25 protein-coding genes and 1 pseudogene are annotated in these 22,630 nt (G+C 43.5%); 12 read left to right on the top strand and 14 right to left on the bottom strand.

The window, feature by feature from the left end; genetic code table 11:
- Nucleotides 1-224: 224 nt before the first annotated feature.
- Genes CHU92_RS15800 through CHU92_RS05665 form a run of 8 tightly spaced genes read right to left on the bottom strand, consistent with a single transcriptional unit; the run spans nucleotide 225 to nucleotide 7,372 of the window.
- Nucleotides 225-470 (bottom strand): hypothetical protein, encoded by a 246-nt coding sequence (locus CHU92_RS15800; RefSeq protein WP_165764591.1) that lies wholly within the window; start codon nucleotides 468-470, stop codon nucleotides 225-227.
- 44 nt (nucleotides 471-514) lie between these two features.
- A complete protein-coding gene (locus CHU92_RS05695; protein ID WP_094413473.1) occupies nucleotides 515-1,297 on the bottom strand; it encodes an enoyl-CoA hydratase/isomerase family protein in 783 nt (260 codons plus the stop codon).
- A 23-nt stretch (nucleotides 1,298-1,320) separates the two neighbouring features.
- On the bottom strand, nucleotides 1,321-2,811 hold the full coding sequence (locus tag CHU92_RS05690) for a sensor histidine kinase (RefSeq protein ID WP_165764590.1): 1,491 nt from the start codon (nucleotides 2,809-2,811) through the stop codon (nucleotides 1,321-1,323).
- 5 nt (nucleotides 2,812-2,816) lie between these two features.
- Complete coding sequence (locus CHU92_RS05685) at nucleotides 2,817-3,365, bottom strand: CopD family protein (protein ID WP_094413471.1); 549 nt, start codon at nucleotides 3,363-3,365, stop codon at nucleotides 2,817-2,819.
- A 12-nt stretch (nucleotides 3,366-3,377) separates the two neighbouring features.
- Nucleotides 3,378-4,070, bottom strand: a complete 693-nt coding sequence (locus CHU92_RS05680; RefSeq protein WP_129583018.1) for a hypothetical protein — start codon at nucleotides 4,068-4,070, stop codon at nucleotides 3,378-3,380.
- Between the two features lie 12 nt (nucleotides 4,071-4,082).
- Nucleotides 4,083-5,420, bottom strand: coding sequence for an MATE family efflux transporter (locus tag CHU92_RS05675; protein WP_094413467.1), 1,338 nt, complete (start codon nucleotides 5,418-5,420; stop codon nucleotides 4,083-4,085).
- Between the two features lies 1 nt (nucleotide 5,421).
- Nucleotides 5,422-6,453, bottom strand: a complete 1,032-nt coding sequence (hemH, locus tag CHU92_RS05670; RefSeq protein WP_094413465.1) for a ferrochelatase — start codon at nucleotides 6,451-6,453, stop codon at nucleotides 5,422-5,424.
- A 49-nt stretch (nucleotides 6,454-6,502) separates the two neighbouring features.
- Complete coding sequence (locus tag CHU92_RS05665) at nucleotides 6,503-7,372, bottom strand: helix-turn-helix transcriptional regulator (protein WP_094413479.1); 870 nt, start codon at nucleotides 7,370-7,372, stop codon at nucleotides 6,503-6,505.
- Between the two features lie 227 nt (nucleotides 7,373-7,599).
- Between CHU92_RS05665 and hemA the strand changes: the two genes are divergently transcribed.
- The 8 genes from hemA to CHU92_RS05625 all read left to right on the top strand — a co-directional run bounded on the left by hemA (nucleotide 7,600) and on the right by CHU92_RS05625 (nucleotide 14,314).
- The gene (gene hemA / locus CHU92_RS05660) at nucleotides 7,600-8,856 is read left to right on the top strand and encodes a glutamyl-tRNA reductase (RefSeq protein WP_094413463.1); all 1,257 of its coding nucleotides are present in this window, start codon (nucleotides 7,600-7,602) and stop codon (nucleotides 8,854-8,856) included.
- Nucleotides 8,853-9,773, top strand: a complete 921-nt coding sequence (gene hemC, locus CHU92_RS05655) for a hydroxymethylbilane synthase (RefSeq protein ID WP_094413461.1) — start codon at nucleotides 8,853-8,855, stop codon at nucleotides 9,771-9,773. Before hemA ends, hemC begins: the two co-directional genes overlap by 4 nt.
- A 1-nt stretch (nucleotide 9,774) precedes the next feature.
- Nucleotides 9,775-10,437 carry a uroporphyrinogen-III synthase gene (locus CHU92_RS05650; protein WP_094413459.1) on the top strand — a complete coding sequence of 221 codons (663 nt, stop codon included), beginning with the start codon at nucleotides 9,775-9,777 and terminating at the stop codon, nucleotides 10,435-10,437.
- A complete protein-coding gene (gene hemE / locus CHU92_RS05645) occupies nucleotides 10,434-11,459 on the top strand; it encodes a uroporphyrinogen decarboxylase (protein ID WP_094413457.1) in 1,026 nt (341 codons plus the stop codon). The genes CHU92_RS05650 and hemE overlap by 4 nt, the downstream gene beginning before the upstream one ends.
- Before the next feature lie 76 nt (nucleotides 11,460-11,535).
- Nucleotides 11,536-12,438, top strand: coding sequence for an oxygen-dependent coproporphyrinogen oxidase (hemF, locus tag CHU92_RS05640; RefSeq protein WP_094413455.1), 903 nt, complete (start codon nucleotides 11,536-11,538; stop codon nucleotides 12,436-12,438).
- 29 nt (nucleotides 12,439-12,467) lie between these two features.
- On the top strand, nucleotides 12,468-12,836 hold the full coding sequence (locus CHU92_RS05635) for a four helix bundle protein (protein WP_094413453.1): 369 nt from the start codon (nucleotides 12,468-12,470) through the stop codon (nucleotides 12,834-12,836).
- 17 nt (nucleotides 12,837-12,853) lie between these two features.
- Nucleotides 12,854-13,849, top strand: a complete 996-nt coding sequence (gene hemB / locus CHU92_RS05630) for a porphobilinogen synthase (protein ID WP_094413451.1) — start codon at nucleotides 12,854-12,856, stop codon at nucleotides 13,847-13,849.
- Nucleotides 13,850-13,897: 48 nt separating this feature from the next.
- Nucleotides 13,898-14,314, top strand: coding sequence for a c-type cytochrome (locus CHU92_RS05625; RefSeq protein WP_094413449.1), 417 nt, complete (start codon nucleotides 13,898-13,900; stop codon nucleotides 14,312-14,314).
- Nucleotides 14,315-14,374: 60 nt separating this feature from the next.
- On the opposite strand, the gene CHU92_RS05620 is transcribed toward CHU92_RS05625, so the two are convergent.
- The 6 genes from CHU92_RS05620 to CHU92_RS05595 all read right to left on the bottom strand — a co-directional run bounded on the left by CHU92_RS05620 (nucleotide 14,375) and on the right by CHU92_RS05595 (nucleotide 18,163).
- Complete coding sequence (locus CHU92_RS05620) at nucleotides 14,375-15,088, bottom strand: 3'-5' exonuclease (RefSeq protein WP_094413447.1); 714 nt, start codon at nucleotides 15,086-15,088, stop codon at nucleotides 14,375-14,377.
- Nucleotides 15,089-15,096: 8 nt separating this feature from the next.
- A complete protein-coding gene (locus tag CHU92_RS05615) occupies nucleotides 15,097-16,308 on the bottom strand; it encodes a serine hydrolase domain-containing protein (protein WP_094413445.1) in 1,212 nt (403 codons plus the stop codon).
- An 85-nt stretch (nucleotides 16,309-16,393) separates the two neighbouring features.
- On the bottom strand, nucleotides 16,394-16,867 hold the full coding sequence (locus tag CHU92_RS05610; protein WP_094413477.1) for a methylated-DNA--[protein]-cysteine S-methyltransferase: 474 nt from the start codon (nucleotides 16,865-16,867) through the stop codon (nucleotides 16,394-16,396).
- A gap of 22 nt (nucleotides 16,868-16,889) precedes the next feature.
- Complete coding sequence (locus CHU92_RS05605) at nucleotides 16,890-17,090, bottom strand: helix-turn-helix transcriptional regulator (protein ID WP_094413443.1); 201 nt, start codon at nucleotides 17,088-17,090, stop codon at nucleotides 16,890-16,892.
- Complete coding sequence (locus CHU92_RS05600) at nucleotides 17,080-17,562, bottom strand: hypothetical protein (protein WP_094413441.1); 483 nt, start codon at nucleotides 17,560-17,562, stop codon at nucleotides 17,080-17,082. Before CHU92_RS05600 ends, CHU92_RS05605 begins: the two co-directional genes overlap by 11 nt.
- A 127-nt stretch (nucleotides 17,563-17,689) precedes the next feature.
- Nucleotides 17,690-18,163: a DUF1573 domain-containing protein gene (locus tag CHU92_RS05595; protein WP_094413439.1), complete on the bottom strand. Its 474-nt coding sequence runs from the start codon at nucleotides 18,161-18,163 to the stop codon at nucleotides 17,690-17,692.
- Nucleotides 18,164-18,333: 170 nt separating this feature from the next.
- Here CHU92_RS05595 and CHU92_RS05590 point away from each other — a divergent pair, with 170 nt between their 5' ends.
- The 4 genes and pseudogenes from CHU92_RS05590 to CHU92_RS05570 all read left to right on the top strand — a co-directional run.
- Nucleotides 18,334-19,614: a sensor histidine kinase gene (locus CHU92_RS05590; RefSeq protein WP_094413437.1), complete on the top strand. Its 1,281-nt coding sequence runs from the start codon at nucleotides 18,334-18,336 to the stop codon at nucleotides 19,612-19,614.
- Nucleotides 19,611-20,291 (top strand): response regulator transcription factor, encoded by a 681-nt coding sequence (locus CHU92_RS05585; RefSeq protein ID WP_094413435.1) that lies wholly within the window; start codon nucleotides 19,611-19,613, stop codon nucleotides 20,289-20,291. Before CHU92_RS05590 ends, CHU92_RS05585 begins: the two co-directional genes overlap by 4 nt.
- Nucleotides 20,292-20,369: 78 nt before the next feature.
- Nucleotides 20,370-22,052 (top strand): ABC transporter ATP-binding protein, encoded by a 1,683-nt coding sequence (locus CHU92_RS05580; protein ID WP_094413475.1) that lies wholly within the window; start codon nucleotides 20,370-20,372, stop codon nucleotides 22,050-22,052.
- A gap of 257 nt (nucleotides 22,053-22,309) precedes the next feature.
- Nucleotides 22,310-22,591 (top strand): annotated as a pseudogene (locus CHU92_RS05570) (HD domain-containing protein); the annotation flags it as partial.
- Between the last annotated feature and the right edge of the window lie 39 nt (nucleotides 22,592-22,630).

The raw sequence follows: 22,630 nt of genomic DNA, 5'->3' as shown, positions 1-22,630 counted from the left end.
TAAGCTGGAAATTAATTTAATACAATTTTTGTCGTGTACTTAGTAATGAATTTTATGATTTCTACTCGTAGGGAGTAACTTTGTAAATTTGTTTAAAATTATAAAATCATGACTGTCAGTAAATTATTAGATATATGTGCAGACAGCTAATTATTAGTAGCTTTTATATTGCCAGTTTAAAAATAATACGTTGGAGGTTTGCCCTTTAATTTTAAAACAATAAATTATGAAACCGCTAAAACCACAGGAAGCTGAAACTTCCAAAAAACCCAATATGAAATTACAACCGGTGTTATAGCCCTAAAACCCATCCCTGCCTTTACAGGAGCCTCGTGGTTTGCCTTACTTACCGGTATAACGTTGTTTATAATCGGGCTCATAAATCCAAAAGAGTTTACCACCTCCTGCGGTTTTAGCAACGGGAAAGAGCCGCGCCTTGCCGGTATGCTGAAGTTTAAGGATGTGTACAAGGAATAGGATATTCCTGTAATACATAATTTGCAGCCTTAATTCTTTACCTCCCCGGAAACTCTGCTTTTCTTTTTTCTAAGAAAGCCGTTGTCCCTTCTTTAAAATCTTCAGTCCCAAACGATTCGCCAAACAGCTTTACCTCAGTGCTGAAGCCGTTCACGCCGTCTTCATAATTAGCATTTATGGCCTGTATGGCTTTGGCAATGGCTACGGGTGAATTCTTCATAATTTTAGCGGCAATGCCTTTGGTAAAGTCAAGCAGCTCTGCCTGCGGTACAACGTGGTTTACCAGGCCGTAAGCCTTTGCTTCCTCAGCGCCTATCATGCCTGCAGTCATTATCATTTCCATAGCACGGCCTTTGCCTACCAGTTGCGGAAGGCGCTGTGTGCCACCATAACCGGGTATCACCCCAAGAGAAACTTCAGGAAGCCCCATTTTGGCATTATCAGACGCTATACGGAAATGTGCCGCCATGGCCAGCTCAAGACCGCCGCCAAGGGCAAAACCATTAACCGCCGCAATAACAGGTGTCCCCAGGTTCTGTACAAGGTCAAAAAGCAGTTCCTGGCCGATGGCCGCCAGCTTTTCGCCTTCTTCTACAGAGAAATTGGCAAACTCAGCAATATCAGCGCCTGCTACAAAGGCTTTTTCGCCGCTACCGGTTACTACTATCACTTTCACATCCCTGTCGGCATCCATTGCCCTGAATGCCTCGTGGAGTTCCTGTATGGTTGCCTTGTTCAGCGCATTTAATTTTGATGGCCTGTTTATGGTTATAATGGCCAGCCCATTGTCTTTTTCGGTTAAAATGTTTTCAAAGGTCATTGGTATGTTGGTTTTGTTTGTTCTTAATCTGTTTTATTGTCAGGGTTTATAATTGGCAGCACCACTAAAAATGCTGTCCCCTTGCCCAGCTCACTTTCAAAGGTAATAGTACCGTTGTAGTTCTCCACAATATTTTTTATGATGCCCAGCCCAAGCCCCATGCCGCTGGTTTTGGTGGTGAACTTAGGCTCAAAAATACGGTTTTTGTTCTCTATACTGATCCCTTTACCGTTATCTTTTACAGTGATCTTTGCCAGGTTGCCGTCCCTGTACACTTTTACCTCCACCATTGGGCTGGCCTCCTCTTCCGGTATGGCCTGTATGGCATTTTTTACCAGGTTGGTTATTATGCGTATCAGCTGTGTGCGGTCCATACGCGTTATAATGTAAGGCTCCTCGCTTACAAAGGATATATAAGGCTCATTAAAAATCTCCAGTGCCAGTTGCACTATTTTCACCACATTTAAAGTTTCATTTTGCTGCGCCGGCATGGAAGCAAAGCTTGAAAAGGCTGATGCTACCGATGTCATGGTGTCGATCTGCTGGATAAGCGTTTTAGAAAATTCATCCAGCTTCTGTTTTATATTGGGGTCCCCGGGATCAAATTTCCGCTGGAAGCTCTGCACAGTAAGGCGCATAGGCGTTAGTGGGTTCTTTATTTCGTGGGCCACCTGCTTGGCCATTTCGCGCCATGCTTCCTCCCGCTCACTTTGGGCCAGTAGCGCGGCACTTTCATCAAGGTCATCCACAAGGTTATTATAGGCATCTACCAGCAGGCTGATTTCCTGGGGTGTATCGCCCATATCTATTTTTTCGTTGGTTTCGTTCAGGCGGGTCTCCTTTATACGGTCCGATACTTCCTTTATTGATTTGGTGATATAGCTGGAAAGGAAATAAGCTATAATTACCGAAATAAGCAGCATGAATGAATATACCTGGCTAAAGCGGATAAGGAAATTGTTAAGCTCCTTTTCATAGTACCCGTCATCTTCGATATAAGGAAGGTTAAGTATGCCCAGGGGTTTAAATTTGGTGTCTTTGAGGTAGCTGTAGGAAGAGCGGAACCTTTTGCCTGACGCTGTCTGTTGCAGGTCAACATACCGTTTTTCAGCCGTTGACCGGATAACCCTGAGAATGGGCGCAGGAATGTTCTGGTTTATGGTATCAACTGAAAAGGCCGCCTTGGATGATTTGAGCAGGTGGCCATCGAGGTCGTATATATTGATTTCCAGTCCGTGGATATTGGCAAGTTCGTGTATCCTTTCCCTGAAGATGAGGGGAAGATTCTCAGTAGTCATGGGGTAAGTGGTATTGGCAAGGATGTAATTGATATGCTCCTTAATAGAGTTTTCCTTGCGCTCCAGGCGGTCCTGGTGGTAATCTTTAGCCTCTTTTTTAAACTGGTAAATAGATACCGCGGCAATAAGGAACGAAGCAATAAGCGTAATGAATATCATTGAAAGGAATATCCTTACCCTGAGTGACCAACGCTTTATTTTAAACTTTTCCTTCATTTGCATCAGGAGTTTTTCTTCTCCCGTATCCTTTTATAAAATTTATAGCCCAGCATAAGCAGTATTGAGAACAGCAAAAGGCTTACCAGCCCATATATCCAGTTTACGGCATTTTTAAGTATCACGAGGAATACCACGGCAAACAGAATAATTGTAGCGCCTTCATTGAACAGGCGCATAAACCCCGGTGTATGTTTAATTTCGTCGCGCTGTAGCTGCTTGTAAATACGGTGGCATTTAAAGTGATAGCCAAACAACAGCAATACAAATGCCAATTTTACATGCATCCAGGGCTGTTGCAGCCAGCCAGGTGAAATTAACAGCAACGTAACAGCAAAAACGGTGGCCAATATTGCCGAAGGCCATGTAATTATATACCACAGCCTGCTGCTCATAAGCTTGTATTGTTTGATAAGGATCTCTTTTTCGGGCGAGGGTTTGTTGCTGGCCTCAATATGGTACACAAACAGCCTCACGATGTAGAACAGCCCCGCAAACCAGGTAATGACGAAAATGAGGTGCAGTGATTTTATGTAGTTGTAGTAGTCTTGCATGGTAATATTGTGTTAGTAATTGCCTTTATATTCTTCTAAAGGACTAAAGTTTTTGAACCTTATATAAGAATCACCTTCATAAGTCTCATTCCTGATAACGTGTTCTGATCCATCAGGTGCAGTAGTTATTATTGTAATTTTTTTATCAAATAGTTCAACCGATGCATATTCTTTTAGACTATCTCCTTCGATCTTAGCAAATACAGATTGAGTTCCACCATAAACCCTAAAGGCATCAATACAGTTCAAGTCTTCATTATATTGTAAGTTGGGAAAATCTTCAGAGTTTTTTATAAATGTAAGCTTTCCTTCTTTTTCATTAAAAATGAATAGTTTTTTTATTTCGTTTGCTCCTCTTGCAGCAATAGATGATTTAAAAGTACAGTCATTCAATCCATCATTGTTGTAATCTTTAATTTCTACATCGCAAGTCAATACGCCATTTTTAAGGAAATGAAAATTTTGTACTAATTTCCAATTTGATAAATCCTTTTTATAAAGTTTAATTTCAACATAAACGCTGTCTGTCCGAAATTTTTTTAAATCTATTTTATACTTACCCCTAACACCAATTGTACTATCAACATAATGCTCTTCAGCATTATTTGCTAATGATTTATCCACTAAAATGAAAGATTGTTGTTTGTTTTCGCTACAACTGCTTAATACAATTATTAAACAAATCATTAAGCTTAAGTATCTCATTGTTTAAATTATTTAAATACTTAATTCTTTGCTCATCTCCTTCTTCAAAAATATCCCGGTAATCAATGTTGATAGCACATCAGCAATAGGAAATGCCACCCACACCCCAAAAATACCAAAAAAGTGCGGCAGTATAAGCACCAGCGGTATGAGGAAAAAGCCCTGCTTACTCAGCGTGAGCATCAATGCCTTTGTAGCCTTGCCTGCCGCCTGGAAATAAGCCGCGCCAATAAGCTGTACCGCTATAATGGGCGAAGCTGCAAACACCCAGCGCAGTGCGCCCGGGGTATCCCTAATAACAGCAGCATCGGTTGTAAAAATGGAAACAATGGGTTTTGCAAAAACCAGTATGATTATGAATATAGCTATGGCCATGCCACCCGCAAATGTTATGGCAGTAAAAACAGACTGCCTCACCCTGCCATATTTTTCCGCGCCATAATTATATCCTGCAACTGGCAAAAATCCCTGTGTAATGCCTAAAACCGGGAACAGCGCAAACATGAGCATCCGGCTAATGATACCGTAAACAGTAACAGCATGTTCGCCACCGTAAGAAAAGAGGGTGTGGTTAAGCAATATAGCCAGGATGCTAATGACGCCCTGACGGGCAAACGTTACAAAACTAAGCGATGCGATTTCTTTGGTTATAACACTGCGGAATACAAAATGCTTTAAAGACGGCCTGAGCTCACTCCTGAAAATAAAGAACCATGTTATATAAACAAAGCACAGGAAGAACGATAACGCCGTAGCAAGTGCCGCGCCAAAAATACCCATGCCCAGTACTTTAATAAAAAGGATATCGAAAACTATATTGGCTACCGCCGAAACAATCATAGCCGCCATGGCATGGCGTGATTTGTCTTCGGCCCTGATGACGTTATTGCCCATCATGCAAAGCGCCTGGAAAGGCACTGCCAGCAGTATGGGCATATAAAATGCTTCAGCGGGCTCTTTTATTTCACCATTGGCCCCGAAAAGAAGAAGTATCTCATCTTTAAAAATGATGCCCAGTAACACAATGAATGAGCAAAGGCCAAAGGTCATCATGATCTGGTGTGCAAAAACATTTATGGCCTTTTCTTTCTGGTTTTTACCCAACGCCCTTGATAATACCGAACTTCCCCCTACACCAATAGCCATACCAAGGGATGATATAAAAAAAGTAAGCGGCATAACAACCGAAAGCGCCGCTATGGCCAGCGAACCAATCCACCGCCCGACAAATATGGCATCAATAAGCACATTGACCGTCATGAACAGGATGCCTACCGAAGCGGGAACCGACTGCCTAATGAGCAGTTTTTTGATGCTTTGCGTGGCAAGGTCGGACGAGGAGACAGGCATGTTAACTAACAGGGATTTCAGCCACCGCCCAGTCGTTTACCCAGTTGGCTATTACCTGTACCCAGTCGTCATTATCGTTAAGGCAGGGTATTGCATGGAATTTTTCGCCACCGTTCTCCTCAAATTCCTCTTTGGCACGCATGGCAATTTCTTCCAGTGTTTCCAGACAGTCAGACACGAATGCTGGAGTTACCACAGCAAGGTTTTTAATCCCCTTTTTCGGCATTTTGTTTATTTCAACATCAGTATAAGGCTCCAGCCATTTATCGCCTGCCAGCCTTGACTGGAAAGTTAGCGAGTATTTATCTTCAGGTATGCCCAGCTGTTCCACAACCAGCCTGGTAGTTTCGTAACACTGGTGTCGGTAGCAGAATTTGTGCGCTGCCGATGGCGTTACGCAACAGGTACTGTTTATTTTGCAGTGTGATTTGGTAACATCCGTTTTGCGGATGTGTCGCTCCGGTATGCCGTGGTAGCTAAACAGGAGGTGGTCATACTCAAAACCTTCAAGCGATGATTTTATGGAACCTGCCAGTACTTTAATATAATCAGGCTTGTTGTAAAAGGCAGGGACATCAGTAAATACCATATCCGGGAATTTCTTTTTCCTGATTTCTTCTGCCAGTACTAAAATGGTTAGTGTTGAGGCCATGGCATACTGCGGGTACAGCGGGAACAGCAGCACTTCTTTAACGCCTTTATCGGCCAGCTCCTGCAGCCCCTGTTCTATAGATGGCTTGCCATAACGCATGGCCAGGGCTACAGGCAGGTCTGTGGCCTGCTGCACTTTTTTATGCAGCCTTTTGCTCAATACAATCAGGGGTGAGCCTTCCTCCCACCATATTTTGCTGTAGGCTTCCGCCGATGCCTCGGGGCGTTTGCGTAATATAATGCCACGTACCAGCAGCGCCCTGAGCAGGAACGGCACATCAATTACATATTTATCCATAAGGAACTCATCCAGGTATGGCTTTACGTCTTTTGGCGTTGGGCTCTCCGGTGAGCCAAGGTTTACAAGTAATACTCCTTTCATTTTATATATTTGGTTTTACAACTACAAGGTTATCAAGGCCTTGCAGGAGTTACACATTCGTATTAATACTCATTAAATATTTTTTTGGGGTGGTGCCAAATTTCTTTTTAAAAGCCGCAATAAAATGGCTCGCGGTGCTGTAGCCAATCTTCAGGCCTACTTCATTCACATTATAACTGCCGCTGTCCAGCAATTTACGTGCGTATTCCATTTTGTAATCGAACAAAAAGCTGTACACGCTGTCACCATATATCTGGCGGAAGCCCATTTTCAGCTTCTTGAGGTTGATGCCCACTTGGTCCGCCAGTTCCTGCAGCCCGGGCGGCTCCACCATGTTGGCTATAACAATATCTTTAGCCTTGCGGATTTTTATTACATCCTCATCAATCAAAAAAGGGCACTGTTCGGCATTGGTATCTTCGCTCCGGTTAAAATACAGGCTCAGCAGCTCATATACCTTCCCTTTAAAATAGAGTTTTTTAATAGATGGGTGCAGGTTAAAGTGAAACAGCTGGCTCAGCACTATGGCCATTGAAGGATTAATGTTGTCGTCCTTGTAATACTTCCTGTCTTTATTTTCTTCACTAAGGAAAGGAATATAATCGGCCTCTTCCGAAAAGAAACTGTGAAATTTTTTTATGGAAATCAATACGGTAATTACTGAGGAATTAGGTGCAATTTCTAAGTGCATGGGAAGTTCCTTTTGCGGATTGTACAGGAAAAGAGACACCCCTTCACGCAGGTCTAATGCGTAACGGCCCTGGTTGAAAATAAACTTGCCTTTGCCTTTAATGCCAAAGTGGAACTGAATAAGGCCTATCCCGGCCTCCCTCTCAAAATGTGAGGTTTCAGCGCTGTCATTCCGGAAAAGCAACACATAAAAATCATCTTCAATTTTTATCTCCTCATGAGAACCCATAGCGATATTTTTTTTGGCCGGGCCGTGCCGGGGGAACAATCTTATTATTTAGAACGGTTCTAAACTGTTTAAATGTAACCCATTGATTTTACTGCAAATGTAAAGGATTTTCGTGATTTTCGTCACATTTGAGCTTAAAATAACATTGAGCGATACAAAAAGAACTTTTAGCGTTATTTTTTTAATATCGTTGAATTTAATTTTGTGAAACTTTTAGGAAAGTGGATATGGAGAACAATCATGTATCAAAGCATCAGTCGTTTTATGCGATTGGATTAAGCTACCGGAAAGCTGATGCTGAGATAAGGGGAAAATTTAGCTTAGACAATGCCGGGAAAACCAGGGTGTTGCTGCAGGCCAAAGAGGAAGGACTATCCAACCTTATTGTGACCTCAACCTGCAACAGGACAGAAATTTACGGTTTTGCCCAGCACCCGTTCCAGTTAATAAAGCTGCTGTGCGACAACAGCCGTGGCACCGTTGAAGAATTTCAGCGTGTGGCTTTTGTGTACAAGAATACAGAAGCTATAAGCCATATTTTCCGGGTAGGGACAGGCCTTGACAGCCAGATTCTTGGCGATTTCGAAATCATCAGCCAGATAAAATCATCCTTCATAGAATCTAAATCCCAGGGGCTTGCCAATGCTTTCCTGGAAAGGCTGGTAAACAGCGTAATCCAGGCCAGCAAAAGGATTAAAAATGAAACTGAAATAAGCTCTGGCGCTACATCAGTATCATTTGCTTCGGTACAGTACATCATGAACAATGTGCCGGATATTGCCAACAAAAACATCCTCCTTTTTGGTACCGGCAAAATAGGGCGCAACACCTGCGAAAATTTAGTCAAACATACCAAAAACGACCATATAATCCTGGTGAACAGGACAAAGGACAAAGCTGAAAAAATTGCCGGCAAGTTCAACCTTATCGTTAAAGATTATGATGTGCTTCCGCTGGAAATCCCTAAGGCCGATGTACTTATTGTGGCCACCGGCGCACAGAAGCCAACCATTGACAAGGATATACTGGCGCTGCACAAGCCACTTCTGATACTCGACCTTTCCATACCAAAAAATGTGCATGATAATGTAAATGAGCTGGAGGGCGTAACAGTTGTTCACCTTGATGACCTTTCGAAAATAACTGATGTAACGCTGGAAAACAGGAAGAAACACATACCTGCCGCCGAGGCCATTATAGCTGAAGTTAAAGAAGAATTTATCAGCTGGATGAATGCCCGCAAGTTTGCGCCTGCCATTCATGCCCTGAAAGAAAAACTAAACTCTATCAAAGAAACCGAACTGAATTTCCAGCGAAAGAAAATAAACAATTTTGACGAAGAGCAGGCTGAAATAATAAGCAACCGCATCATACAAAAAATTACAACCCATTTTGCCAACCACCTGAAAGACAATGACACCATGGTTGATGAAAGCATAGAGTGGATAGAAAAGGTCTTCAGGATTGAAACCGCTGCAAAATGAGAGACACCATACGCATAGGCACCCGCGACAGCGAACTGGCACTGTGGCAGGCCCATACAGTCGAAAGAAAGCTAAACGGCCTTGGTTATAAAACCGAGATTGTAGCAGTAAAATCAACAGGCGACCTGATCCTGGACATTCCGCTATACGAACTTGGCATTACAGGAATCTTTACCAAAACACTTGATATTGCCATGATTAAAGGCGAGGTGGATATCGCGGTACATTCCATGAAAGATGTTCCCACTGCCCTGCCTAAAGGCATTGTCCAGGCCGCTGTTCTGGAGCGTGCCAATGCCGATGATATCCTGGTGCATAAGGGAAATCTTGATTTCCTGAACGACACCGGGACTATAGCAACGGGGAGCCTTCGGCGCCAGGCGCAATGGCTTAACCGCTACCCCCACCACAAAGTAGAGGGCCTTAGGGGCAACGTGAATACTCGATTACAGAAATTAAAAGATAATGACTGGGACGGCGCCGTGTTTGCCGCGGCCGGACTGGAACGCATTAACCTACTGCCGGAAAACCACATAGCGCTCGACTGGATGATCCCGGCGCCGGCACAGGGAGCCATGGTAGTGGTGGCTATGGAGGATGATGATTTTTGCCTGGAGGCGCTGGCAAAGCTAAACCACTACAGTACTGAGGTTAGCACACATATAGAGCGGCAGTTCCTTAAAAAGCTGGAAGGCGGCTGTACTGCCCCTATTGGCGCGCTGGCAACCTTTGTAGATGATGAGATACGTTTTGAAGGCGTATTACTGTCAATTGACGGGAAGGAAAAGCTTTATATAGAGAAGGTAATGCCTGCCGGTGCTGATTACAGCAACTTTGGCAACGAGTGTGCAGAAGCCATTTTAGCAAACGGCGGAACGGCATTGATGGAGAAGATAAGGAATGACCTGAAGAAATAAGATGGCCCGGATACTAAGTACAAAAAAGCTGCTGCCTAACCATAAACAGTACCTGCTTAATGCCGGATTAAGTATTATAGAAGCCGACTTTATAAGCATAGCTTTAAAAAAACCGGCAGCAGGAGCGTTTAATCAAAATTTCATCTTCACCAGCTCGAACGCTTTTAAAAGTTTCCTGGCCAGTGAAGAAGCAATGAAATATGCCGGAAGGAAAATCTTCTGTGTAGGCAGCAAAACAAAAGAAGTTATTGAGCAGGCGGGGTTTAAGGTTGAAGCTTGTGAAGATTATGCCGAAGAACTTGCAAAAGTTATAACTGAAAGCTACAGAGAAGGAACGTTCACATTCTTCTCGGGGAGCATGAGGAGGGACACCCTGCCGGAGGCATTGAAAAATGCAGATGTGGATTTTAATGAAATTGAGGTGTATGACACTGTGCTTACACCGCATGAAATAAAAGCACCTTTAGATGGTTTATTGTTCTTCAGCCCATCGGGTGTGGAAAGTTACCTGCAAAAGAACGAGATTAAAAACGAAACATGCTTTTGCATTGGCACAACAACAGCCGCGGCACTTAAAGGCATAACAGTTAATTTGGTAACAGCCAGTAAGGCTACTGTAGAGAACGTGATTGTGCAATGCATAAATTATTATAAAAACATATGAGCCTAAAGAACGACCTTTTTTTAAAAGCCCTGAGGAATGAAACTGTAGAAAGGCCGCCGGTATGGATGATGCGCCAGGCAGGGAGGTATTTGCCAGAATTTCGTGACCTGCGTGATAAATATGATTTTTTCACGCGCTGCCAGACGCCGGAACTTGCCGCTGAGATAACCGTACAGCCCATCCGTATCGTAAAACCTGATGCAGCCATTTTGTTTTCAGACATCCTGGTGGTGCCGCAGGCTATGGGTATTGAGGTGCTGATGAAGGAAAGCGTGGGCCCGTTCCTGCCTAACCCTATACGTTCAGCGCAGGATGTAAAGCAGGTAATTGTGCCCGACATACACGAAACATTAGGTTATGTTATGGATGCTATTAAGCTGACCAAAGAAATGCTGAATGATGAGGTACCTCTGATAGGTTTTGCAGGCTCACCATGGACCATCTTCTGCTATGCGGTTGAAGGCAAAGGCTCTAAAAGTTTTGATACTGCCAAAGGCTTCTGTTTCTCACAACCGGAAGCTGCTCATGCCCTTCTTCAAAAAATAACCGATACTACCATAGCTTACCTCAAAGAAAAGGTAAAAGCCGGCGTTAATGCTGTGCAGGTGTTTGACAGTTGGGGTGGTATGCTTTCGCCGGTTGACTACCAGGAATTTTCATGGAAATACATTAACCAGATCGTGGAAGCGCTGGCACCTGAAACACACGTTATCGTGTTTGGGAAAGGCTGTTGGTTTGCACTGGGCGATATGGCGAAAAGTAAAGCATCGGCACTTGGGGTTGACTGGACGTGTTCTGCCCGCAATGCACGTTACCTATCGGGTGGCAAAATAACGCTTCAGGGGAATTTCGACCCGTCAAGGCTGCTTTCGCCCATCCCAACCATCAAAAAAATGGTTAAGGAAATGATCGATGAGTTTGGTAAGGATAATTACATTGTTAACCTGGGGCACGGTATCTTGCCTAACATCCCGGTTGATCATGCCAAAGCGTTTATTGAGGCGGTAAAGGAGTATAAATAGTTTACAGTCGCAGTATTCAGGTACAACAACCCGTTTAAGCGCATTTTAGTTGCTTTTAAAGGCTAACAGAGTAAAAATGAAAAACGAATTTTATCACTATATAGTAAAGCTGCAGGACAGGATAACCTCTAAACTGGAAGAAATAGACGGCAAGGCTAAATTCCATGAGGATGTGTGGGAACGTGCCGAAGGCGGCGGCGGAAGGACCCGCGTTATTCAGGACGGCAATGTGTTTGAAAAGGGAGGCGTAAATATTTCTGCCGTACACGGCGCCCTGCCTAAAGCCATGCAAAGCTACTTTAAGGTTGGCGATGTTGATTTCTTTGCCTGCGGGCTAAGCCTGGTGCTGCACCCTAAAAATCCGTTTGTGCCTACAGTACATGCCAACTGGCGCTATTTTGAAATGTATGACAAAAAAGGCAACGTTGTAGATTGCTGGTTTGGCGGCGGGCAGGACCTTACCCCTTATTACCTGTTTGAAGAGGATGCTGTACATTTCCATCAAACCTGCAAGACCGCGTGCGATAAGCATAATCCTGAATTTTACCCCCGCTTTAAAAAGCAATGCGATGAGTACTTCTGGAATGCGCACCGCGGCGAAGCACGGGGTGTCGGTGGCCTTTTCTTTGACTATTGCAAGGCAACGCCCGATTTTGGGATGCAGCAGTGGTATGATTTTGTTACCGAAGTAGGCAATAGTTTTCTTGAAGCCTATGTGCCGATTGTTGAGAAAAGAAAAGATACTGAATATAGGGAGGCTAACCGTACATGGCAGGAAATTCGCCGTGGGCGGTATGTAGAGTTTAATTTAGTGCATGATAAAGGCACGCTTTTCGGGCTTAAGACCAATGGTCGCATTGAGAGCATCCTGATGAGCCTTCCTCCACATGTACAGTGGGTATATGACCACCACCCAGAACCGGAAAGCGAGGAGGAGCGGCTGTTGGCGGTATTAAAAGAACCAAGGGAATGGATTTAGCTTTCAGCAATCAGCAATCAGCCTAAAATATGAAAGATTATAAAAATTATACAGTTTGGCAGAAATCTCATCAGTTAACTCTTGATGTTTATAAAGCCGTACGTAATTTTCCAAAAGAAGAAATGTTTAGCTTAACCAGCCAAATGAAACGATCTTCAAGTTCTATTCCTACAAATATTGCTGAAGGCTGCGGTAGAAATACAGATAAAGACTTTGCAAGATTCCTTGTTATTTCATTTGGATCGGCAAATGAATTAGAATATCAAATTATCTTAAGTGTTGATTTAGATTTTATTAACCCTGCCGAAGGGCAAATACTCTTGTTGCAGATAGAAGAAATAAAGAAGATGCTTAACGCTTTAATATCAAAAATCAATAATACTAATGCTAAAAGCTAATTGCTAATTGCTATAATATGTATCCAATCCACAGAAACAGAAGGCTACGCGCCACCGAATCCATCCGTTCATTAGTCCGCGAAAGCCTACTTACACCAAACGACTTTATATTCCCTATGTTTATAGCTGAAGGGACAAATGCAGAAGTGCCTATACCGTCTATGCCAGGTATTTACCGCCGCTCGCTGGACCTTACTGTAAAGGAAGTTAAGGAACTGTGGAGCCTGGGCATAAGGGCTGTGAACATTTATGTAAAGGTTAACGACAACCTTAAGGACAACACCGGTAAAGAAGCCTGGAACCCAAACGGGCTGATGCAGCAGGCCATTAAAGCCATTAAAGATGCCGTACCGGGAATGGTAGTAATGCCTGATGTTGCGCTTGACCCTTACTCGATATACGGGCATGATGGCATTATTAAAAACGGCGACATTGCCAATGATGAAACTGTAGCTGCTTTGGTGAAAATGGCCGTGTCGCATGCTGAGGCAGGTGCTGATTTTGTAGCCCCAAGCGATATGATGGACGGGCGCGTGCTTCGCCTGCGTGAAGGTTTGGATAGTGCAGGATACCAAAATGTAGGGATTATGAGCTACAGCGCCAAATACGCCTCATCATTCTACGGGCCTTTCCGTGATGCGCTTGACAGTGCCCCGAAGGATGCGGACATTGAAGTCCCGAAAGATAAAAAAACCTACCAGATGGACTACGCTAACCGCATTGAGGCCATTAAAGAAGCCCTGCATGATGTGGAAGAAGGCGCTGATATTGTTATGGTAAAACCGGGAATGGCTTACCTGGACATTGTGCGTGAGGTGAAGAACGCAGTGAACGTGCCGGTATCGGTATTTAATGTTTCAGGCGAATATGCTATGGTAAAGGCCGCAGCCGAACGCGGCTGGCTTGACCATGACCGTGTAATGATGGAGCAGCTGTACTGCATAAAGCGTGCAGGTGCCGACCTTATTTCGACGTATTTTGCCAAAGAAGCCGCTATATTGTTAAACCAATAATTAATGTTTCCTGATTCCCCTCTTGGGAGGGGTAGGGGTGGGTAAATTATGAAACAATTACTTTTATCTGTTCTGACTATTGCTTTATTTTCCTGCAAAGGGAATGGACAAAAAGAAGAAAGCAGGGCCGGCGGAGCAACTGCCGAAGTAAGTGAAGGCGCGGGTGCCGATATGACTCCATCCCAGAAATTGGGGCAGGAAATATTTGACGGCAAGGGCAACTGCTTTAGCTGCCACAAGCCCGACCAGAAGATCATAGGCCCAAGCATACAGGAGATAGCCAAAATTTACAAAGAGAAGAACGGCAGTATTGTGGACTTCCTAAAGGAAAAAGCCAAACCTATTGTAGACCCTTCACAATACGAGGTAATGAAAACTAACTTTGCCATTACTAAAAACCTGACCGATGAAGAGCTGAAAGGGCTGGAGGATTATATGTACAGCTTCCGGCCGCAGCAGGAGTAACCAACGCTACACTATAATCAGTTCCGATTGTTATCTAAAAGAGCAGCAACAACACGAGTGCTACACATGTATTATCTCATCATCCACCAGTAAATCTTCCCCGCGGAAGCGCAGCAGCACCTGTGCCACGGCAACTACATCTTTTTCGCAGTAGGTAACAATCCGGTCTATATCTTTCTCCACATGGTACACGTAGCCCACCTGGCTGCCGTCAATATCGCCTTTGGGTGAGGGTATGCCCAATATTTTGGTGAGCAGCTTTAGGGACACAAAGGTTTTATAATCACCAAATTTCCATAATTCGAGCGTATCAAGGTGTGGCACTTCCCAGGGTTTCTTGCCAAAAAGGTTTAGCTTTTGCGGAATAGGGATATTATTGATAATCATGCGGCGGGCAATAAACGGAAAATCGAATTCTTTGGCATTGTGCCCACACAAAATATGCTGCGGCTGGTTGAAATGATTGCTCAGCAGGTTATTAAAGTCTCTTAATATCTGCTTTTCTTCGCCGCAAAAGGAAGTTACCCTAAAATGCCGTATATCGCCCCTGAATGTAAAATACCCTACCGACATGCACACGATCTTGCCAAACTCAGCCCAGATTCCGGCACGCTCATAAAACTCCTCCGGCGACTGCCCGTCTTTACGCTGGTACTGGGTTTTCAGGTCGTACAGCTGTTGTGTGTCCTCATCGCACAACCCAAAATGCGGATGCTCAGGCGCTGTTTCTATATCCAGGAAAAGTACATTTTCCAGATTTATTTTTTCTACCATTTACTTTTTTATTTTCCTTCTGCTTCTTTCTTAGTCATCGGCAGGCTGTTGCCTTTTCCTTCGCTCGGTTTCATCATCCCCATCATTTTGTACGCCTCATCTACATATACATAAAAGTCATTGCTGTGCGGATCTGTATCAGTTTGCAGCCCTTTGATGTGGCCAAGGCGCACAATTACAATATTATCTTCGGGTATTACGATGCAAAACTGCCCCAGGTGGCCGCGCATGTAATACATTTTTTTGCCCAGATAATTATTGAGCCACCAGCCGTAGCCATACTGCGGCGACTCAGGGAAACGGGGGTTAACCATCTTCGCTACATAGGCCGGATCTATAATTTGAGAACCGTTCCAGTTGCCTTTGTGAAGGAAAAGTTTGCCAAAACGGGCAAAATCGCGGGCATTGCTCGCAACACAGCAATAGGCTTTTTCTATGCCGCCTTCACGGTCCAGCTGCCATAGCGCATCATGTTCCATGCCCATAGGCTGCCAGAATTTTTCAGAAACATAATCCGCCAGATGTTCGCCTGTAGCTTTTACTATTACCATAGCGAGCAGCTGGGTGGCCCCGCTTACATAATCAAACTTTTTCCCCGGTTCCTGTACAACACCTACATTCAGCATTGTTTTTTCAAGCTCATCGCCAAAATACGCACGGGTAGTTATGGAGAAAGCGCTGCTGTAATGCTCGTTCCAGTCGAGTCCCGTGGCCATCGATGACAGGTCGCCCACCGTTAATTTTGCAGCCGGGCCTTTGCCAAATTCAGGGAAATAATCCGATACTTTTTGGTCTACGTTTTTTATTTTACCTTCCATGATAGCCTTAAACATGGCTGCGGAGACAATACTTTTAGCCATAGAGAAGGAATTGGATTTAGAGTCTTTACTATAGCCGTCATAGTAGCTCTCATGCCACAGGCTGTCATTCTTTATGATAACGTAGGCTACGGTCCCCAGCTCTTTATTCACTTCTGCAAGCCGTTCTGTAGGCTTAACTTTATTATACTCTTTGTGGAGTGCCCATGGTTGTGCTGTACCCTTTTTTATTATACGGTTATCAAAATAAGTATAGTCATCAAGATAAGCAGTAGTTTTTCCGTTAAGGTATACTACGCGCACTGCTTTAAGCAGATAGTCTACATCGAACAGGTGCAGCAATATGATGATGAAGGTAAAGATGATGGCCAGCCAGAGGACAAGTTTTTTAAGGAAATTCATAAAAGAAGTGTTAGTAGCTGCTACGAATTTATAAAAAAAGGCAACACGGATTACGCAGATGCTTCACAACACTGATTTTAAGGGATTAAAACAAACTCTGCTGCACCGGCGGGTTCTCATGCTCCAGCAGCCACTTCTTGCGCCACAGCCCGCCTGCATAGCCGGTAAGGGAACCATCGGCGCCAATAACGCGGTGACAGGGCACTACTATCCACAGCGGATTCTTGCCATTAGCACTTGCCACGGCGCGTATGGCCTTAACGTCGCCCAGCTTAACCGACAGTTCATGGTAGGATATTGTTCTTCCATAGGGAATTTCCAGCAGGGCATTCCATACTTTCTTTTGGAAATCGGTACCTGAAGGATTTAATTTAAAGTTGAAGGAGTTCCGCTTGCCTTCAAAATATTCCTGCATCTGGTTTGCAGCTTCTTGTAGCTCATCAGGTATTTCGGTTGATGGCTGTGCATCTTCATTAAGCACCCATATTTTAGAAATGCCATTAGCATCACCTTCAATAAGGGTGATGCCAAGAGGGGTTTTTATATGGGCTTGCTGCAACGGCATATAACAAATGTACATACTAATCATCATCCTCAAGCTGAAAAACCTCATTGACCGTTTTTTCAAAGAGTCTTGCAAGTTTTAGCGCCAGTACGGTTGAGGGGACATATTTACCCGCCTCAAGCGCATTGATGGTCTGCCGGCTCACGCCTATTTTATCGGCAAGGTCCTGTTGTGTAAGGTTATGTATGGCGCGCTGTACTTTAATATTATTCTTCATAAGCGGCAGATTTATAAAAGCGGTACATCTTATACCGGAACAGTAGGATGAAAATTAAAAGCTGCGAAAACATGGCAACATTTAAAACATTTAGGAAAGGCATGCCATATATGAAAAGGTAACAAAACAATAGTATGGAATAGTTTAGTATTGTAGCCCAGGCAAGGCTGCGAAGCCTGATTGAAGCCACAAGCTCATCTTCATGTTTTTCTTTACAAAAAGCAAATACTACGCCCGTAGTTATAACAATGGACATCAGTATTTCATCAAGGATAGAATTGTCAACGCCCCAAAACCAGCCACTTTCTCCCAAGAAACCATCATTGCCGTAAATGGCAAATACTTTTGCCTTGAATTCAAATTGGCCAAATTGGCTGACAGAATAGTAAAGCGTAAGCATCAATGATGAAGTAACAAATAATACACCGCTAATAAACTTTAGCCGGTTTGGAAATAAATAATTTGTTTTCATGACAGGAATATTTTTAAACTAATGTAAAATATTATTTCCATAAAGACAAGAATTTTTTACATTTTGTAAAATAAAAAAGCCATCACTACTGATGGCTTAATGATATTACATTATTGTAATTTGTAATTTATGATTTCTGTACAGGTGCCGGAGTATCGCCGCCTTCAACTTTACCTTTTATGGTTAAAACCTTGTTTACGCTGCTGTCGTTTGTAGTAACAGTAACCGTTTTACTGAAGTTACCGGGATTAGCGGCATTGTATGTTGCTGTTACGCTTCCTGTTTCACCCGGCTTTATAGGGGTTTTCGTATAGTTAGTAGCAGTACATCCGCATGATGCTTTTACATCTGTAATAAGGATTGTTTGCTTGGTAGTGTTCTTAAATGTAAAGTCATGTGATACAGGCTTGCCTTTTTCAATTGTGCCAAAATCAAATGAATCTTCCTTCCAGCTAATCTCTGATGGCTGCGCTGGCTTGGCGGGTGTCGCTGCGGCAGGGGCCGGGCCGGCTTTTTTAACGGTGGCCTGCTGGGCAAAAGCAGAAATAGAAAGCATTAGCATACCGGCTACTGCAAATAATGAAAGCTTTAGTGTTTTCATAATAAAATTGATTTTAAATTAGTTAATATTGTTTTTAAATAATAATAGTACAAATTTATCCGGTTATTTTCATAATGTTGTTAACCCTCTTTAAAGTATTGTTAACGAGTTGTTAATGGGTTGGCACGTTTGCTTTTTTATAGTAATATCGGCATAAAAATTACCATAGCTTGAGGTTTACAAAATTAAATATCATTGTCCTTATAGGGCTCTTTGCCATAATAGGTGTAATTACCACCCAGGTACTTACCCTGAGCCGCGCCTACAGGTTTGAGAAAAAAGAGGTGGGCGAAAAGATACATTTTGCGTTGCAGGATGTGGTAGATAAAATTTACCGGGACAATAAGAATGAGCTGCCCAATACCACTCCGATAAAAAAAGTATCGGAAGATTATTATGTAGTGAATGTTAATGATGTATTTGAGGCCGAAATCCTGGAATATTACCTCAAGGCTGAGTTCCAGAAGGTTAAGCTCGACATGGATTATGAATATGCTATTTATGACTGTGCTTCTGATGAAATGATGTACGGGCAGTATATAGCTGCCGGGGGCAAGGCAGCGGCAGGAAAAGCCCGGTGCGCTAACTGCTTTACAAAAAGGGAGGGCCTTGTGTATTATTTTGCTATACGTTTCCCCAACCTGCGGTACAACTACATCACGTCTTTACAGCAGTACTGGATATACACCGGTGTATTGTTCCTGGTGCTGGTTATCTACGTGTACTCGGTACTGCTACTGCTGAAACAGAAAAAATATACCGAACTGCAAAAGGATTTTATCAATAACATGACCCATGAGTTTAAAACCCCGTTGTCATCAATACTCATCGCGTCTAATTATGCCGCCAGGCAGGAAGCCATTGAAAATAACCCCAGGCTCAACAAATACCTGCAAATCATTATACAGCAAAGCAACAAGCTTAACCAGCATATTGAGCGCATACTAAATGTGGCAAAAAGCGATGCCAACCTGCAAAGCCTTGAAAAAAAGGATATTGATATTATAGAAACACTTTCGCTGGTACGTGAGAACGCATTGTTGAAACACGAAAAAGCCGCAATAAGCATTTCATCCGATAAAGAGTCGTACCGCATCAGGGCAGACGAGTTCCATGTATATAATATAATTTATAATATTGTTGAAAATGCCATAAAATACGGTGCTGACCAGCCCTCCGTGGATATTTCAGTAAAACAAACAGTCAAAGGCCTGCAACTCTTGTTTACCGATAATGGCCCCGGCATACCAGATGCCCATATTGATTATGTTTTTGACAAATTTTACCGGGTGCCACGACAGAATAAGAAAGAAGTTGAAGGTTTCGGGATTGGGCTTTTTTATGTAAAAAAGATATGTGAACTTCACGGCTGGAAGATTGGTATTAAGAACAACGAAAGAAGCACAGGCCTCGCCATTGCCATAGCAATACCTAAAAACAACATCGTATGAAAAAGAAAATACTGTATGTAGAAGATGACAGCACCCTGGCGTTCCTTACGGCGGATAACCTGGAACAGCAGTATGATGTGGCCCACTTTACTAATGGTAAGGAAGCCTATGCAGCATTTAAAAAAGAAGATTTTGACCTTTGTATACTTGATGTAATGCTGCCGGAAATGGATGGTTTTGAATTGGCAGCTGCCATTCGTGAACGTAATGTGGAAGTACCCATAATTTTTCTTTCGGCGAAAACCCTGAAGGAAGACCGTATAAAAGGCCTGAGGCTTGGCGCGGATGATTACCTGGTGAAACCTTACAGCATGGAAGAGCTTATCCTTAAAATAGAAGTATTCCTGCAAAGAAGCCAAAAACAGGCACCGGCTAAAAATACCTTATGCACTATCGGCTCCTATACCTTTGACCCTGCCAATTATGCCATAACCAGGGCCGGACAAACCATACAACTCACCGAGCGGGAGTCCGCACTACTTAGGCTATTCATAGATAATAAAAATACTATCCTCAAGAGGGAAAAGATACTGAACGAAATTTGGGGAAATGATGACTATTTCCTCGGCCGCAGCATGGATGTGTTCATTTCCCGCCTGCGAAAAATATTCCGGGACGATGAGAGTATCCGCATAGAAAACATCCCAAGGATAGGCTTCAAGCTGGTAGCGCCGTAAAAGTGTTGTACCCTTGCTTTGCCGGTTGTGGAACATCCGGTTGTGGCTGCCACCAAAATGTTTCTTAACTTTACCCACATGAACACCCCGCTGCTCCATATCCACAGCCTCACGGTTTCTGCCCGGAAAGACGGGGAGCTAAAACCTGTAGTGAAAAACAGTTCATTCTTTTTAAAACAAAATGAAATATTAGGCATTGTGGGCGAATCGGGTTCTGGCAAATCAGTCACCTCACTGGCGCTGATGGGGCTGCTGCCAAAAGGCATATTAGAGGTCACCGGTAAAATTGATTTTGAAGGGATAGATATAGCTTCGCTACCTGGCAATAAAATGCGCAGCCTTCGCGGCAATGACATTGCAATGATCTTCCAGGAACCAATGAGTTCGCTCAACCCCTCGCTAAAATGTGGCTACCAGGTGGAGGAGATTTTAATGCAGCATACCAAATTATCCCCGAAAGATATCAAAGCAACGGTTATTTCTTTATTTGACAAAGTAAAACTACCCAACCCCGAAAAGATATACAACCGCTACCCCCACGAAATTTCAGGAGGGCAAAAGCAGCGGGTTATGATAGCCATGGCTATTGCCTGCAAACCGAAGATATTAATTGCAGATGAACCGACCACTGCCCTTGACGTAACAGTACAAAAAGAAATTATCCTTTTATTGAAGGAACTACAGCAGGAAACCGGCATGAGCATCATTTTTATTTCGCACGATTTAGCACTGGTTTCAGAAATTGCCAACCGTGTACTGGTAATGTACCGCGGCGAAATTGTGGAACAGGGCAAGGTAGCGGATATTTTTACCAACCCTCAGCATACGTACACCAAAGCATTGATAAATTCGCGCCCGTCACTTGATGTGCGGCTCAAAAGGCTGCCAACCATCCAGGATTTTTTAGCCGGCTCCGTAGATAAAGAAGAAGTAACGCCGGGGCAGCGCCGGCAAAAGCATGAAACGTTGTACAGCCAGGCCCCGTTGCTTGAAGTGGTAAACGTGGAAAAAGAATATGTCTCTTCAGCAGGATTATTTGGCAAAGACGTTAAATTCCGCGCTGTAGATAATGTGAGCTTCAAAATATACGAAGGCGAAACCTTAGGCTTGGTAGGCGAATCAGGCTGTGGTAAGTCAACACTGGGAAACGCCATCCTGCAATTAGATAAACCTACTTCCGGAAAAATCTTATACCGCGGCGCAGACCTTACGCGGCTTTCATCAGCAGCAATTCGGGAACTCCGAAAAGAGATACAGATTATTTTCCAGGATCCTTACTCGTCACTCAACCCCCGTATTACAGTTGGCAAAGCTATAATGGAGCCCATGCGGGTGCACAGGCTGTATAAGAACGATAAAGAGCGCAGGAAGAAAGTTATTGAAATACTGAACCGTGTAGGCTTAGGCGAAGAACACTTTAACCGTTACCCACATGAGTTCTCGGGCGGGCAAAGGCAACGTATAGGTATAGCCCGGACTATTGCCTTACAGCCAAAACTTATAGTGTGCGACGAGTCGGTTTCCGCACTGGACATTTCGGTACAGGCGCAGGTGCTTAACCTGCTTAATGAGCTAAAGGAAAACTTTGGGTTCACCTATATTTTCATTTCACATGACCTTGCCGTGGTGAAGTACATGAGCGACCAGGTGCTGGTGATGAACAAAGGCAAGATCGAGGAAATGAATGAAGCTGATGCCTTATACGCAGATCCGCAGAAAGACTATACCAAAAAGCTGATTGCGGCTATACCGGCGCATTAAATATCCGTTTATAAATCAGAGGCACAATCTAACCCTTCCCGAAAGGGAACACGCACATGTGCACAGAGGGCATGATTAAATTTTAAGCAATACGCTAACAAGGTTTTTTCATATTTGCAGGATCATATAAATGTATATGGAATATGAAGGGGGCAACTTTTCTCTTGAGAGGCGGGGGGTGTCTCGCATAATTTTGTGGGATAGCGGCTAAAAATATATACATTTTCCCGAAATTCGCATCTTCAAAGCTTTTCCGAATGCAATCTACACTCATCACCAACACTATCACCTTTGTAAAACAACAACTACATGGTGCCGAAGGCGGGCACGACTGGTTCCACATTGAGCGCGTGTATAACAATGCGCTGCTTATAGCAAAAGGCGAGGAATGCGATAAACTGGTGGTACAGCTTGGTGCACTGCTGCATGACATTGCCGACAGCAAATTCCACAATGGCGATGAGACCGTAGGGCCAAAAACGGCATGGGAATTTTTGGAGAAGGAGGGCGTGCCGGAAGATATTATAATCCATGTTTTAGTACACGACAAAAAATATAATTGATTAAAAATCAATAAA

This window comes from Flavobacterium cyanobacteriorum (assembly GCF_002251835.1).
GTDB lineage: Bacteria > Bacteroidota > Bacteroidia > Flavobacteriales > Flavobacteriaceae > Flavobacterium > Flavobacterium cyanobacteriorum.
This window is presented reverse-complemented; position numbering and strand designations above follow the sequence as displayed.

Bases quoted from the DNA above. Each gene is read 5' to 3' on its own strand.
- CHU92_RS05635 (WP_094413453.1), top strand. From the start codon at position 12,468: ATGAAAGATTATAAAAATTATACAGTTTGGCAGAAATCTCATCAGTTA.
- CHU92_RS05585 (WP_094413435.1), top strand. From the start codon at position 19,611: ATGAAAAAGAAAATACTGTATGTAGAAGATGACAGCACCCTGGCGTTC.
- CHU92_RS05690 (WP_165764590.1), bottom strand. From the start codon at position 2,811: ATGAAGGAAAAGTTTAAAATAAAGCGTTGGTCACTCAGGGTAAGGATA.
- CHU92_RS05650 (WP_094413459.1), top strand. From the start codon at position 9,775: ATGGCCCGGATACTAAGTACAAAAAAGCTGCTGCCTAACCATAAACAG.
- CHU92_RS05600 (WP_094413441.1), bottom strand. From the start codon at position 17,562: ATGAAAACAAATTATTTATTTCCAAACCGGCTAAAGTTTATTAGCGGT.
- CHU92_RS05695 (WP_094413473.1), bottom strand. From the start codon at position 1,297: ATGACCTTTGAAAACATTTTAACCGAAAAAGACAATGGGCTGGCCATT.
- CHU92_RS05595 (WP_094413439.1), bottom strand. From the start codon at position 18,163: ATGAAAACACTAAAGCTTTCATTATTTGCAGTAGCCGGTATGCTAATG.
- hemC (WP_094413461.1), top strand. From the start codon at position 8,853: ATGAGAGACACCATACGCATAGGCACCCGCGACAGCGAACTGGCACTG.
- hemF (WP_094413455.1), top strand. From the start codon at position 11,536: ATGAAAAACGAATTTTATCACTATATAGTAAAGCTGCAGGACAGGATA.
- CHU92_RS05680 (WP_129583018.1), bottom strand. From the start codon at position 4,070: ATGAGATACTTAAGCTTAATGATTTGTTTAATAATTGTATTAAGCAGT.
- CHU92_RS05685 (WP_094413471.1), bottom strand. From the start codon at position 3,365: ATGCAAGACTACTACAACTACATAAAATCACTGCACCTCATTTTCGTC.
- CHU92_RS05665 (WP_094413479.1), bottom strand. From the start codon at position 7,372: ATGGGTTCTCATGAGGAGATAAAAATTGAAGATGATTTTTATGTGTTG.
- CHU92_RS05580 (WP_094413475.1), top strand. From the start codon at position 20,370: ATGAACACCCCGCTGCTCCATATCCACAGCCTCACGGTTTCTGCCCGG.
- hemA (WP_094413463.1), top strand. From the start codon at position 7,600: ATGGAGAACAATCATGTATCAAAGCATCAGTCGTTTTATGCGATTGGA.
- hemH (WP_094413465.1), bottom strand. From the start codon at position 6,453: ATGAAAGGAGTATTACTTGTAAACCTTGGCTCACCGGAGAGCCCAACG.
- CHU92_RS05605 (WP_094413443.1), bottom strand. From the start codon at position 17,090: ATGAAGAATAATATTAAAGTACAGCGCGCCATACATAACCTTACACAA.
- CHU92_RS05675 (WP_094413467.1), bottom strand. From the start codon at position 5,420: ATGCCTGTCTCCTCGTCCGACCTTGCCACGCAAAGCATCAAAAAACTG.
- CHU92_RS05615 (WP_094413445.1), bottom strand. From the start codon at position 16,308: ATGAATTTCCTTAAAAAACTTGTCCTCTGGCTGGCCATCATCTTTACC.
- CHU92_RS05625 (WP_094413449.1), top strand. From the start codon at position 13,898: ATGAAACAATTACTTTTATCTGTTCTGACTATTGCTTTATTTTCCTGC.
- hemB (WP_094413451.1), top strand. From the start codon at position 12,854: ATGTATCCAATCCACAGAAACAGAAGGCTACGCGCCACCGAATCCATC.
- hemE (WP_094413457.1), top strand. From the start codon at position 10,434: ATGAGCCTAAAGAACGACCTTTTTTTAAAAGCCCTGAGGAATGAAACT.
- CHU92_RS05620 (WP_094413447.1), bottom strand. From the start codon at position 15,088: ATGGTAGAAAAAATAAATCTGGAAAATGTACTTTTCCTGGATATAGAA.